The organism is Prauserella flavalba (genome assembly GCF_003202235.1).
GTDB classification, from domain to species: domain Bacteria; phylum Actinomycetota; class Actinomycetes; order Mycobacteriales; family Pseudonocardiaceae; genus Prauserella_A; species Prauserella_A flavalba.
The window spans coordinates 79,500-92,796 of sequence record NZ_MASU01000020.1 but is presented as its reverse complement, the minus strand read 5'-3'; the positions used below and the strand labels follow the sequence as shown (position 1 = coordinate 92,796).

11 protein-coding genes and 1 pseudogene are annotated in these 13,297 nt (G+C 68.7%); 5 read left to right on the top strand and 7 right to left on the bottom strand.

What is annotated here, in order from left to right; translation table 11 throughout:
* Window positions 1–69 precede the first annotated feature (69 nt).
* From istA to BA062_RS35800, 3 genes are all read left to right on the top strand, one after another.
* Window positions 70–1,287, top strand: a complete 1,218-nt coding sequence (gene istA / locus BA062_RS35810; protein ID WP_210406951.1) for an IS21 family transposase — start codon at window positions 70–72, stop codon at window positions 1,285–1,287.
* Window positions 1,287–2,078, top strand: coding sequence for an IS21-like element helper ATPase IstB (gene istB / locus BA062_RS35805; RefSeq protein WP_110339647.1), 792 nt, complete (start codon window positions 1,287–1,289; stop codon window positions 2,076–2,078). Before istA ends, istB begins: the two co-directional genes overlap by 1 nt.
* 528 nt (window positions 2,079–2,606) lie before the next feature.
* Window positions 2,607–3,173, top strand: coding sequence for an RraA family protein (locus BA062_RS35800; RefSeq protein WP_168214187.1), 567 nt, complete (start codon window positions 2,607–2,609; stop codon window positions 3,171–3,173).
* Here BA062_RS35800 and BA062_RS35795 read toward each other — a convergent pair.
* The 7 genes from BA062_RS35795 to BA062_RS35770 form a co-directional block, all read right to left on the bottom strand.
* Window positions 3,124–4,356 carry an MFS transporter gene (locus BA062_RS35795; RefSeq protein WP_110343582.1) on the bottom strand — a complete coding sequence of 411 codons (1,233 nt, stop codon included), beginning with the start codon at window positions 4,354–4,356 and terminating at the stop codon, window positions 3,124–3,126. The two genes, BA062_RS35800 and BA062_RS35795, sit on opposite strands and share 50 nt — an antisense overlap.
* 50 nt (window positions 4,357–4,406) lie before the next feature.
* Window positions 4,407–5,201, bottom strand: a complete 795-nt coding sequence (lhgO, locus tag BA062_RS35790; RefSeq protein ID WP_342768977.1) for an L-2-hydroxyglutarate oxidase — start codon at window positions 5,199–5,201, stop codon at window positions 4,407–4,409.
* Window positions 5,105–5,431 carry an FAD-dependent oxidoreductase gene (locus tag BA062_RS41245; RefSeq protein ID WP_323808395.1) on the bottom strand — a complete coding sequence of 109 codons (327 nt, stop codon included), beginning with the start codon at window positions 5,429–5,431 and terminating at the stop codon, window positions 5,105–5,107. Before BA062_RS41245 ends, lhgO begins: the two co-directional genes overlap by 97 nt.
* Before the next feature lie 9 nt (window positions 5,432–5,440).
* Window positions 5,441–7,048: a thiamine pyrophosphate-dependent enzyme gene (locus BA062_RS35785; RefSeq protein WP_110343581.1), complete on the bottom strand. Its 1,608-nt coding sequence runs from the start codon at window positions 7,046–7,048 to the stop codon at window positions 5,441–5,443.
* A 150-nt stretch (window positions 7,049–7,198) separates the two neighbouring features.
* A complete protein-coding gene (locus tag BA062_RS35780) occupies window positions 7,199–7,891 on the bottom strand; it encodes a GntR family transcriptional regulator (protein WP_110343580.1) in 693 nt (230 codons plus the stop codon).
* A 203-nt stretch (window positions 7,892–8,094) separates the two neighbouring features.
* Window positions 8,095–9,708, bottom strand: a complete 1,614-nt coding sequence (locus tag BA062_RS35775) for an FAD-binding protein (RefSeq protein WP_110343579.1) — start codon at window positions 9,706–9,708, stop codon at window positions 8,095–8,097.
* A gap of 18 nt (window positions 9,709–9,726) precedes the next feature.
* Window positions 9,727–10,914: an acyl-CoA dehydrogenase family protein gene (locus BA062_RS35770; protein WP_110343578.1), complete on the bottom strand. Its 1,188-nt coding sequence runs from the start codon at window positions 10,912–10,914 to the stop codon at window positions 9,727–9,729.
* A gap of 254 nt (window positions 10,915–11,168) precedes the next feature.
* Between BA062_RS35770 and BA062_RS35765 the strand changes: the two genes are divergently transcribed.
* Complete coding sequence (locus BA062_RS35765) at window positions 11,169–12,689, top strand: aldehyde dehydrogenase family protein (protein ID WP_110343577.1); 1,521 nt, start codon at window positions 11,169–11,171, stop codon at window positions 12,687–12,689.
* A 22-nt stretch (window positions 12,690–12,711) separates the two neighbouring features.
* Window positions 12,712–13,149, top strand: a pseudogene (locus BA062_RS40825) (transposase); the annotation flags it as partial.
* Window positions 13,150–13,297 lie beyond the last annotated feature (148 nt).

Below are 13,297 nucleotides of genomic sequence, written 5' to 3'. Positions count from 1 at the left end.
TGTCGACGACGCTCGAAAACGAGGCCGTAGCGACGCTCGAAAACGAGGCCACCCAGACAGATTGGATGGGTGATCTCGGTGGAGGACTGGGCGTTGATCCGGCGGCTGGTCGCGGACGGTGTTCCGCGGCGGCAGGTCGCGCGGCAGTTGGGTATCGGGCGGGCGACGGTCGATCGGGCGGTGGCGTCGGACCGGCCGCCGAAGTACGAGCGCAGGCCGGTGCCGACGGCGTTCACGCCGTTCGAGGCAAGGGTGCGGGCGATCTTGGCGGAGCATCCGGAGATGCCGGCGACGGTGATCGCTGAGCGGGTGGGCTGGACCGGCTCGATCACGTGGTTCCGGGACAACGTGCGCCGGTTGCGGCCGGGGTATCGCCGCCCTGATCCGGCTGACCGGCTGGTCTGGGAGGCGGGGGACGCGGCGCAGTGCGATCTGTGGTTCCCGCCCAAGCGGATCCCGTTGGAGGATGGGTCCAGCGCGTTGTTGCCGGTGTTGGTCATGGTCGCCGCGCACTCGCGGTTCATCACCGGGCGGATGCTGCCCACTCGGCGGACCGAGGACTTGCTGCTCGGCTCTTGGGAGTTGATCGGGCGGCTTGGGCGGGTGCCACGCCGGCTGATCTGGGACAACGAGCCGGGCATCGGTCGCGGTGGTCGCCTGGCCGCCGGCGTCGCGGCGTTCACTGGCACGCTGGCCACGAAGGTGGTGCAGCTGCCGCCGAACGACCCGGAGTCCAAGGGCATTGTCGAGCGCCGCAACGGGTTCTTTGAGACTTCGTTCATGCCCGGCCGTTCCTTCACCTCACCAGCCGACTTCAACACCCAGTTCGACCAGTGGCTGAGCCGCGCGAACGCGCGCATCGTGCGCACGATCAAGGCCCGCCCGGTCGACCTGATCGAGGCTGACAGGGCACGGATGCTCGCGCTGCCGCCGGTTCCGCTGCTGCTGGGTTGGCGGCACCGGGTCCGGCTCGGCCGCGACTACTACGTCCGCCTCGATGCCAGCGACTACTCCGTCGACCCGACCGCGATCGGGCGGATGGTCGAGGTGAGCGCGGATCTGGACCGGGTCCGGGCCCGCCTCGACGGCCGCGTGGTCGCCGACCACGCCCGGGTCTGGGCCCGCGGCGCCACCGTCACCGACCCGGCTCACAAGCGGATCGCGCAGGCGCTGCGTGAGCAGGCACGACAGCCACGGGTCGCCGCCACCGCCACCAACGCGGATGACCTGACCCGGGACCTGGCCGACTACGACCGCGCATTCGGGCTCAGCGGGGAGGTCGCGTGATGGCTGCCAAGACCACCCCGGAGTCGGTCAAGCAGATCCACTACCTCGCCGCCGCACTCAAGGCACCGCGGATCACCGAGACCGCGCAGCGGCTGGCCGACCAGGCCCGTGACGCGGGCTGGACCCACGAGGACTACCTGGCCGCCGTGCTCGAACGGGAAGTGTCCGCGCGCAACGCCTCCGGCGCCGAACAACGCATCCGCTCGGCCGCCTTCCCCGCCCGCAAGACCCTCGAGGACTTCGATTTCGACGCCCAACCCGCCATCCGGGCCCAGGTCGGCTCGCTGGCCTCAGGCGCCTTCCTGACCGAGGCACGCAACATCGTGCTGCTCGGCCCACCTGGCACCGGCAAGACCCACCTGGCGATCGCACTCGGCGTCGCTGCCGCCCGCCACGGCCACCGCGTGCTGTTCGCGACCGCGACCGATTGGGTCACCCGGCTCACCGAAGCCCACCGCTCCGGCCGACTGCCGCAGGAACTGACCAAACTGCGCCGCTACGGGCTGATCATCGTCGACGAGGTCGGCTACCTGCCCTTCGAGCAAGACGCCGCGAACCTGTTCTTCCAACTCGTCTCGTCCCGATACGAACACGCCTCGCTCGTGCTCACCAGCAACCTGCCGTTCTCTGGCTGGGCCGGCGTCTTCGGCGACCAAGCCGTCGCCGCCGCGATGATCGACCGCATCGTCCACCACGCCGACGTGCTCACCCTCAAAGGCGCCAGCTACCGCCTCCGCGGACGAGGAATCGACAGCCTGCCCAGCATCAGAACACAGAACCAGGCAGACTAGACACACCGACCGGTGGCCTCATTTTCGAGCGTCACAACGGCCTCAGATTCGGGCGTCGTCGACAAGCACCGTTGGTGCCGGCCAGCAGTGCGTTCTCCGCTCGTTGTCCGAACTGGGTGCAGACGGCGATGAGGTAGACCGCCAGGTCCGAGCAGATACAACAGCGCTGACGTTCGTCGCCATGTCACACGTGAAGGCTCTCGCTCGAATGTGGCTTCCGGGAACGAGCCAGGGGTGTCCGGAGGTGTGGATCGGTTCGCGGATCGTGCTGCGTCCTTGCTTCTTCCCGTCTGTTCCGCGGACCCCAGTTCTGGGACGTGTCCCCGGCTAACGCAGGCCGATGAGTTGGCACAGCGCGCGCCGAGCGACGACGGAGATCGCCGCGACCGTAGCCTGGTCGGACTCGGTATGCGTGGTGACCACCGTCGGCCCGGCCCGGTACAGGCTTTCCGCCGCCCTGGCGGCCCATAGAGCCGGACTGCCGCAGCACCCGTCAACGAAGGCACAGATCTCGACGTCCTGTCGGCGTTGAACGACTACGACCATCCGCAGCGGCGTGCCGTCGAGTCGGTCGAGCCGGGGCAGACACTCGTGATGGACCGCCGGGGTGCCGGGCGGGCCACCTCCGCCGGGCATATTCTGATCACCCGGTTGCTGCGCCTTGGTGCGGCGGCGATCATCACCGACGGCTCGTTCCGCGATTCACCGAGCCTGCGCGACCTGGAATTTTGCAACTTCCCGGCGAACGTCTCGGCCATGACAAACCTAGCCCTGCACAACGCCGTGGACGTGCAGGTGCCCATCGGCTGCGCCGGAGTCCTGGTCTTTCCCGGCGACGTACTCGTCGGTGACGAGGAAGGAATCATCTGCGTTCCCCGGGACATCGCCGAATCGGGCGAAGGACGCCGTCGAGCAAACCCGGCTCGGGGAATTCGTGCTCGCCAGGATCGACGACGGCGCACCACTGCACGGAACCTATCCACGCGACGAGAAAACTCTGGCGGAATACCCGTGCTGGCGCGAACAAGGCCAGTCGTGATGCTCGTCAGCCCTCGGCGTCCGCGACTTCCGGCGGGCGCGTGCGCCCGGCCATGAACAGGGCGAACGCACCGCCCAGGGTGGCGATGGCGGCACCGGCCAGCAGCGGGCCGTAGGAACCGAGCATGGTCACCACGAGACCGGCCGCGAACGGGCCCGCCGCCCGGGCGATGACGACGAAAACCGACAGCAACCCGTTGACCCGGCCGTAGTTCAGCACGCCGTAGTACTCGGCGACCATAGTGCCCCGCAATAACTCCGACAGTCCGAACCCGATCCCGAACAGAACCACGAACAGCGCGATCGACACGGTCGACCGGGTGCCGCTGCCGGCCGTGGTTAACGGGAGGAACAGCGCCACGCCCTGCGTCGCGAAGACCAGGCAGCTGGCGCGGTCGACCGGCATCCGGGCCCCCACCGCGGTCATCGCCAGCCTGCCGAGCACCTGCAGCAGCCCGATCGCCGCGGAGGCCAGGGTCGCCATCGCGAGCGAGTATCCCCGGCCGAGGAGGTAGGCCACGAGGCTGATGATCACCGCGAACTTGGCCGCGTTGACCAGGAACAGTGACATCGCGATCCACCGGAACGATGGCGTGTGGAACACGATCGAGCGCAGGCTGACCGGCGAGGTCACGGCGTCCTGCCGGGTGCGCGCCGTTGCCGCGGCGGCACCGTCCGGCACCAGCCCCAGGTCCGAGGGCCACCGGCGCAGCAGCAGCGCGTGTATCGGCAGGCCGACCAGCGCCACCGTGCAGGCCAGCACTAGCAGGGCGTCGCGCCAGCCGACGGTATCGACCAGCACGCCAGTCAGCGGGACGAACACCGTGCTGGACAGCCCGCCCACGACAGTGATGATCATGACGGCGCGGGGGCGATGCACCCGGAACCACGACGTCGTCACCGCGAAGGCCGGCTCGTACAACGTCATCGCCATCGCCACGCCCGCGGCCACGAACAGCCCGAAGAAGCCGGGCAGCGTCTCCACAAAGGACCATCCGACGAGCACCCCGATGCTCAGCAGGCTGCCGGTGGTCATCACGCTGCGCGCCCCGCGCGCGTCGATCCACCTGCCGACCGGCACCGCGACCAGCGCGGACACCAGCAGCCCCGCGGCATAAGCCGTGTTCATCTGCGACAACGACCAACCCAGCTCGAGCTTCATCGGCCCCACCAACACCGAGAAGCCGTAGATCAGCACGCCCCACGACACCAGCTCCGAGACGCTGAGGCCACCGACCATGAGCCAGCCGTAATAAACCCGACCACGCACTCGTTTGTCTCCGAAGATCGCTAGCCGGCTTGACCCAGGCACCGCCGTGCGATCTCCCGGCCGATGGGAAACGCCGCGGTTGCGGCCGGCGACGGCGCGTTGAGCACGTGCACGAACCGCTCGTCCTCGGCGAAGGCGAAGTCGTCAACCAACGTGCCGTCGTCGCGGATCGCCTGCGCGCGGACGCCGGCCGGTGCAGCGACCAGGTCCGCGGAGCGCACCTCGGGCACCAGTCGGCGTACCGCGCTCACGAACAGCGGCTTGATCATCGACCGCAGCACCTCGCCCCCGCCCTCGCGCCAGTAGCGCCGGGCGAGCACCCGCAGGCCGCGGTTGGTGGCCACGTCTCGCACGCCCGCCCAGTCGACCGAGGTCTTGCTATAACCCTCCCTGGCGAACGCGAGCACCGCGTTGGGTCCGATATGGACGCCACCGTTGATCATCCGGGTCAGGTGTACGCCCAAGAACGGGAAGGCGGGATCCGGCACCGGGTACACCAGGCCGCGCACCAGGTGCTCCCGATCGTGCCTCAGTTCGAAGTACTCCCCGCGAAACGGCACGATTTGTACCCCGTCGCGATGCCCGCCGATCCGCGCCAGCCGATCGCTGTGCAGGCCGGCGCAGTTGGCCACCCGCCGCACGACCACCTCGCCCCGATCGGTTTCCACCACGACCTCGCGCGCACCGCCGGAGAACCCGATCACCCGTGTCGAGCTCATCATGCGCACCCCTCGTTCGCGCAAGATGTCCGCGAGCTTTTTCGCCACCGCGGCGAAATCACAGGTTCCGGTGGCGGGCACGTGCAGACCGGCCAGGCCACGAACGTGCGGCTCGTGTTCCCGGATCTGCTCAGGCGTGAGCGGTGCACGGACAGCCCGTGGTGGATCACCCCGCTGTTGTGGCCGGTCTGGTGCTCGGCCCAGCCGTCCTCCTTCTCCAGCACGACAACCGAGCGGGACGGGTCGGCGTCGGTGATGGCTAGCGCAGTGGTCAGCCCCAGGATCCCACCGCCGACCACGGCGATGTCATGCGTCGGTTCGGTCATGACGCCCGCTCACACCCTAAACTCGAGCAGGGTCGGCCGTTGCCCGGCCAGGAACCGGTCGAGTTGTACGTCCAGCTCCTCGAGCGAGTCCACCACCTCGCCAACGCAGCCGAAGGACCGCGCGTACTGCGCGAAATCCGGATTGACCAGCGAGGTGCCCACAACGCGACCGGGGTACTTCTTCTCCTGGTGCGCGCGGATCGTGCCGTACATCGAGTTGTTGATCACGACCACGAGCACCGGGAGCCCATACCGCACGGCGGTGGCCAGTTCGTTGCCGGACATGAGGAAGCACCCGTCACCGGCGAACGCCACCGACGTCCGCTCCGGGAACGCGACCTTCGCCGCGATGGCAGCCGGGAGCCCATAGCCCATCGATCCGCTCGTCGGCGCCACCTGCGCCGGGAAGCTGCCGAAGGCAGAGTTCCGGTGCACGGAGACGGCGTAGTTCCCGGCGCCGCTGGCGATCAACGCGTCCGCGGGTAGCTTGGCCCGGACCGCGCGGACGAACTCCGCCAGGCGCGAGGCGTCGCCCTGGTTCTCGATCGCAACCCAGTCGCGGTACCGAGCCCGGGCGTCCGCGGCCCAGTCGGCCCACCGGGGCGCCGCCGGCGCCTCCGCGGTGCCCAGCTGTTCGCAGAACGCTTGGAGATCAGCGTGGATGGCCAGTTCAGGCTGGTAGACCCGGCCCAGCTCTTCCTCGCCGACATGGACGTGCACCAGTCGCTGGCGCGGGCGCGGCGACTTCAGCAGACGGTATCCGGCGGTGGTGATGGCATCCAGCCGGCAGCCGATCGCGAGCACGACGTCGGCGGAGGTAACCTGCTCGGCCAGGCCGGGGTTCACCTGCACTCCCAGATCACCGACGTAGCAATCGGAGGCGTTGTCGAAGGCGTCCTGCCGCCGGAACGCGTTGGCCACCGGCAGCCGCCACGCTTCGGCGAATTTCTTGAGCGCGTCCGCGACCCCCTGACTCCAGCCGGGCCCGCCGACGATCGCGATCGGACGCTCGGCCTCGGCGAGCATCGCCGCTACAGCGGCGATCTGCTCGCCGGACGGGCGCGGGCGGGCTACCGTGGTGGCCACCACTTTCTCAGCCTCGGCCTGTCCGAACAGCATGTCCTCGGGCAGCCCGATGACCACCGGACCCGGGCGACCACCGGTGGCCACCCGGAAGGCGCGGCTGATCAGTTCCGGCAGGCGTTCGGTGTCCCGGATGGACACCACCCACTTCGCCAGGTCGCCGAAGGTCTGTTCCAGGTTCACCTCTTGGAAGGTGTCGCGATGCCGGGCCCGGTTCGGCGGCTCGCCGACGAACAGGATCATCGGGCTGGAGTCCTGGGCTGCGTTGTGCACGCCGACGCTGGCATGGGTGACCCCCGGCCCACGGGTGACCAGGCAGATCCCCGGCCGCCCGGTGAGCTTGCCGGTCGCCTCGGCCATCGTCGCGGCACCCGCCTCGTGCCGGCAGGTGACGAAGGTGAACGGTGGCGTGGAGTCGTACATGGCGTCCAGCACGGGCAGGTAGCTCTCCCCGGGGACGCCGAACGCCGTGGTGACCCCGTGCGCAAGCAACTGGTCGACGACGAGCTGACCGCCGCTTCTTGCGGTAGGCATGTGAAACCCTCCCAAGGGTATGAAAAGGAAACCGACCGTGTGCCGCCGTCCGCGGGCAGGAGCCAGCCACCGAAGCGATACGCGGGCAGACTCACGAATGAATAGGCGATCTGTCCTAGCTGGCTACTGGCCGCCAGCTTCTTGTACTGGCTACTTGCCGGAACTCTCTTTCTCGGCAACGCGATCCGCGAACTTCAACAGCACCTGGATGTGGCCGCGCAGCAGCTTGCGCACCGTGGCGGCGTCCTTGCGACGGACCGCCGCGAGGATTTCCTTGTGCTGCGCGCCCTCGTCGATCGGGTCGGCGTTGTCGTCCCAGCTGGCGAGCGCGATCAACGCGATCTGATCCTGCAGCTGATCGAGGAAGGAGATGATGAGGTCGTTGTCGTGCTGTGAATAGAGCACGCGGTGGAACTCACGGTTCTCCGCGGCCACCGTGACCCAGTCCTTCTCCTTGGCGGCCGCCGCACTGCGCTCCAGCGCCGCCTTTGCCTTCGCCAGTGCTTCCTTGTCGAAGTTCGCGAGCGAACCGGCGACGATATCCGGTTCCAGCATCATCCGGGCCTGCTGGACCGACCGGATCATGTGCGAAGTCACCTTGCGCACGGTCATACCGTGGTAGGTATTGGACTCGACGAGGCCGCGCCGGGACAGGATGATCAATGCTTCCCGAACGGGCGTCTTGGACGTGCCGAGCACCAGCGCGAGTTCGCGTTCCACGAGCTGCTGGCCACTACTCAACTGACCGGTGAGAATCCACTCCCGCAATGCCGCCTCGACCAAGTCGGTGCGTGACACGGTCTTACCCAGAGTCGGGTTCTTCAGCTGCCGCAGATCGGGCATGAACTCATCACCACTACGCTGATTGCACCATTCGACTGGTTTGAATTGTTGTTCCACATCATATGTGTCCTCCGGTCATCATACCGATCGCCAAACCGACCAGAGTCGGTGTCCTCTGCAGGCGAGGAGCACGCCCGTGTCACCACTCAGCGCATCCCCGCTTTGGAGGGCCTCCCTAGCCAGGGCCGCTGAAGGCGGTCGAGCTATTCCACCCCCACCGGCGGCGCGGCCGCGGTGGAAAAGGTCGTCTCGAGCTGTCCCGCCGGGCCCCGCAGCCGGGTCTCCAGCTGGCCGCGCCAGCGGGAGTCGTCCCGGTCCGGGTAGTCGACGCGATAGTGATCGCCCCGGCTCTCCCGCCGGGCCAGCGCGCCTCCCACGATGGCCGAGGCGAGCAGGACCCGGCGCCCGGCGTAGCTTGGGCCGTCCCCCGCGCTGGCCAGCCGCGCGGACAGCTCGCCCAGCCGTTCCGCAGCCGCGGCCAGCTCGTCCTCGGTGCGCAGTATGCCGCACGCCGAGCTCAGCGCGGACCTGGCCGTGCCGAGCAGCTTCTGGTGCTCCGGCGTGCTTCCGGCAGGCAGCAACTCCGGTCGCGGGCCCTGCCGAGGCCCGCCGATCCCCCGCCGGTCGGCAGCGAGCTTCGCGGCGGTGTCGCCAGCGATCGCGCCCATCCCCACCACCTCGGCACCACCTGCACCGGCGAGCCGATGCGCACCGTGGATTCCACCGGCGACCTCGCCCACCGCGAGCAGCCCGGGGACGCTGGTACTGGCGTCGGAATTGATCCGCACACCTCCGTTCATGTAGTGCTGCGCCGGAAATACGGGAAGAACAGCGTTTTCCGGGCTCAAATCGAATGCGTTGAGTGCCTGGGTCAGGCCGGTGTATTGCGCGAGCGTCTCCGGTGCCATATCGCGCAAGTCGAAAATCAACGCGCCGTCCACGCCCCGCCCGGCGTTGACCTCTTCCACGATTGTCCGGCAGATTATGTCTTTACTCGGGGGGTTCGTCTCGGAAATCACCGGTCGCCCGTTGCTGTTGCGCAGCCGGGCGCCCTGATGCAGCACCGTGGTCGGCAGATCGTAACTCTTCTTGTGCGCCGAACTGAGCGTGACGAACGGTTCGTAGGAGATGAACTCCATCCCGACAAGCTCGGCACCGGCTTCCAGTGCCATGGCGTACCCGGTGCCCTGACTGCCGGGCGGGTTCGTGGTGCGCTCGAACAGCGCGCCCGCGCCACCGGTCGCCAGCACGATCACCGATGCCCGCACATCAAGCCAGTCACCGGTCCGGCCACGATGGACCAGGCCACCGCACACCCCTTCGGTTCCGGCGTCGAGCGCGACCAGCGTCGCGCCAGTGAGCAGGATGGCCGGAGCCGGACCGGGTTCGGCAAGCTGATCCAGGAGCACCCGGCAGATCTCGTGCCCGATCATGCCCTCGGAGTAGACCGCCCAGTCCGCCGAACTCCCGGCGCCGCGGCGACGCGCGAGCTTGCCGTCGACGCGGTGGAACCCCACGCCCAGGTTCACCAGCTCCGTGACCACCGCGCCGACGCGCCCGGTCAGCGCCCGCACCACCGCAGGATCGGACAGTGCCCCGCCCCCGATGAAGATGTCCTCAAACAGCCGCTCCGGGGTGTCCCCAGGGCTCGCTCCCAGCGCGGCGTTCAGGCTGCTGATCCGCGCCGACGCGCCGCCCGAACCCAGCGCGACAGCGACCCGGGCTCCCGCCCGCCGCGCCCGATAGGCCGCCATCAAACCGCCCAGCCCGCCGCCCGCGACCAGCACGTCGATGTCCAGGATCTCGATCTCACCCATGCTGCTCCCTCCGCAGGCTCAGGCGACGTCGCGGCGGGAGGCCAGGTTGCGGAACACGATGCCTTTCTGCACCTCGTCGGTGCCGTCCACGATGCGCAGGATCCGGGCGTCCCGGTACATCCGCTCGACCGGGTTCTCCTGGGACCAGCCCATGCCCCCGAAAATCTGCACCGCCAGGTCGGCGACCTTGCCCAGCGCCTGGGTCGCGACGAGCTTGGCCACCGCGACCTCCTTGGCTAGCTCACCAGCCAGCGCGAGGTCGTCCATTCCGCTTGCGCGTGCCTCGTCACACAGCTCGCACACCCGGAACGTGGTCGCCCGCGCGGAGAACCGCAGCGCCTCCATCTCCGCCAACATCCACTGGATGCCCTGCTTGCGGCTCAGCGTGTCGCCGAACACCACGCGGTTCTGGGCGTATTCATGGGAAAGTGTGATGAGCCGGTCCATCATCCCGCACGAGAACGCGGCCATGTTGAGCCGCCGTTGCGCAATGCCGGCCATGGCGAGGCGCATCCCGTCGCCCCGTTCGCAGAGCACCTGTTCGTTCGGCACGAAGCAGTTGTCGAAGATCAACTCGTGCTCATGCACCCCGCGCCAGCCCATCATATCCTGCTTGCCGCCCACGGTGAACCCGGGCGTGCCGCGATCGACCAGGAACGCGGTCATCTCCGGCTTGCGCTGACCTTCCTTGCGGTCGGTCACCGCGAACAGAATGGCGAAGTCGGCGTCTCCACCATGAGTGATGAAGTGCTTGACACCGTTGATCACATAGCCGCCGTCGACCTGCATTGCGGTGGTCTTCATCGAGGCGACGTCCGACCCGGCACCCGGTTCGGTCACCGCGAAGCAGTACTGCGCCTGGCCGCCGATGAGCGGGTCGAGATATTTCTTCCGCTGGTCCGGCGTGCAGGTGACCAGGATCGGGTGCGGGCGGCCGAGCAGGTAGGTGAACGGCCAAGAGGTGTGCCCGAACTCCTCCCACAGCGAGCTGAGCTCACTGAGGGTGAGGTCAGGCCCGCCGAAGGCCGACGGCATGTTCGCAGTCCACAGTCCCAGGTCCACCGAAGCCGCGGACAGCTCCTTCCAGACCTCGGCGGGCAGCCGGTCCTCGGTGTCCATCGTGTGCTCGAGGGGCTGTAGCCGATCCCGCACGAAGCTTCGGGTCACTGTTCGGAACTCGCGCAGCTCCTCGGTTGACAGCGGCATCGCTCGCGCTCCTCCTCAAAAGACGACGAAGTGCCCGGCCCCGAAAGGCTTGCTGAGCACGCATACTCCGCGCGATCGATGAACCTGAAGAAGCCGGCTTACGAATCGGCGGTCGGACTCGTCGGCAGACGGGCATGCCGACATCTCATGTATGCTACGCTAATATCTCATATTCCGGGTGTCAAACCCTTTCCCGAGGTTCCTCCGCCCCCTTCCCACGCTGGTAGCCGAACCTCGAGATCCTGGAGGTTCCCATGTCGGCCGTCGTCAGCCTGAACCCGCGCACCGGAGCAGTCCGGCAGCTTCTCGGCGAAGAAGCCAGTCCCAACGACGTGTCCGCCACCGCCGGTGCCGCGGCGGCGGCGGCACCGGAGTTGCAGCGACTCGGCCGGACCGGGCGCGCATCGATGCTGCGACTCATGGCGGAGGGTCTGGAGGCGGACGCAGCCGGCATCGTCGAGGTCGCCGACGCGGAGACGGCGCTGGGCGCGCCCCGGCTGCGCGGCGAACTCGGCCGTACCACCTACCAGCTCCGGTTGTTCGCCGACGCCCTCGACGAGGGTTCCTATGTGGAGGCGACGATCGAACACCCCAGGGAGACCGCGCTGGGCCCGCAACCGGACCTGCGCCGCATGCTCGTCCCGCTGGGGCCGGTCGCCGTCTTCGGGTCGAGCAACTTCCCGCTCGCCTTCTCGGTGGGCGGCGGCGACACCGCGTCCGCGCTCGCCGCCGGCTGCCCGGTAGTGGTCAAGGCGCACCCGTCCCACCCGGCCACCTCCGAGCGCACGTACGCGGTACTGGCGAAAGCCGCGTCCGCGGCGGGTGCCCCGGACGGGGCCATCGGGCTCGTGCACGGCCACCATGCGGGCGCGATTCTGGTGCAGCGCGGTGAGATCACCGCGGTCGCCTTCACCGGTTCGCAGCGGGGCGGGCGTGCCCTGCTCGACCTGGTCAACGCCCGACCCGATCCCATCCCCTTCTACGGCGAGCTGGGCAGCGTGAACCCGCTGGTGGTCTCGCCCGGCGCGGCGCGCACCCGGGCAGCAGGCATCGGGACAGGGCTAGCGCAAGCGCTCACCCAGGGCGCCGGACAGTTCTGCACCAAACCGGGGTTGGCCTTCGTGCCGGCCGGCGAGGACGGTGACCGCCTGTGCGCCGAACTGGCGCACCGCCTCACCGAACTCGCCGAGCCGCTGGTGGTCGCCAATCAGGGCATCCGCGACGCCTATTTCGACCAGGTCGCCGCGCTGTCCCGCCACCAGGACGTGGCTTGCCTGGTCGACGCGGTCCGGCCCGGCGGAGCCGGGTTCGCGGTGGCACCGCACGTGCTGAGCGTAGGCACCACGCAGCTGGACCAGAGCCTCCTGGAAGAGGTCTTTGGACCATACGGGCTGATCGTGCGGTACGGCACCGAGGACGACCTGCTCGCCGCGCTGCGCCTGCTCGAGCCCGCGCTGGCCGGAGCCGTGCACAGTGAAGCGGACGAGGTCGAGTTCACCCGCGCCGCGTTCACCGCGCTGGCCGAGCGTGCCGGCCGCATCCTGTGGAACTCCTACCCGCCCGGGATGGCGGTGACCTGGGCGACCCAGCACGGCGCCGGCTGGCCCGCGGCGACCGCACCGCACACCTCCGTCGGGGTAACCGCGGTCCGGCGGTTCCTGCGTCCGGTCTGCTGGCAGGACGTGCCGCCCGAGCTGCTGCCCGAGGAGCTGCGGGAGGACAACGTCGCGGGCATTCCCCGGCGCGTCGACGGCAAGCTGAGCGTCGGCTACTGAGCGCGAAAAAGGACTTCGCCCGCATCCTCGGTTCCTCACGCTGGCGGAGCGAGAGCAGATCGCTGACTGCGTCGGGCGGGCGAGTCGCTGCGGGCGCTCAGGCGGGCACTGGGGCGGCCGGCACGCACGATCAAGCGCGAGATCGATGCCCGTTCCGTCGGTGGTGTCTATCGGCCGCGCCGGGCGCAGCTTGCGTGGCCGCAGAGCCCCCGCGGCGCGAGGAGTTCAAGCTCGCCCGGGACGGTCCCTTGCGGGACTACGTCGCTCAGGCTGCCCAGCGGTGGTCGCCCGAGCAGATCTGTCACGCTCTGGCAACGAGTGCCCCGAGGGCGGCGGCATGCAGGTGACTGCGCAGAAGATCTACCAAGTTATCTATGTCCAGGCTTGTGGCGGGCTGCGGCGCGAGGTCGCTCCCGCGCTGTGCACCCCCTGGGCATCGACCTGTCCATCCACAGCGCCGCGGACCTTGAGCACGGGACCCAGCAACTGAACGGCCGACCACGCAGAACGCTCGGCTGGAAACTTCAGCCGAGCGTCTGCGTGATCTACTGACAACCACGTAGGGCCATCAGGTGTTGCGACGACCGCGAGAATCCGCCCTCGCACGG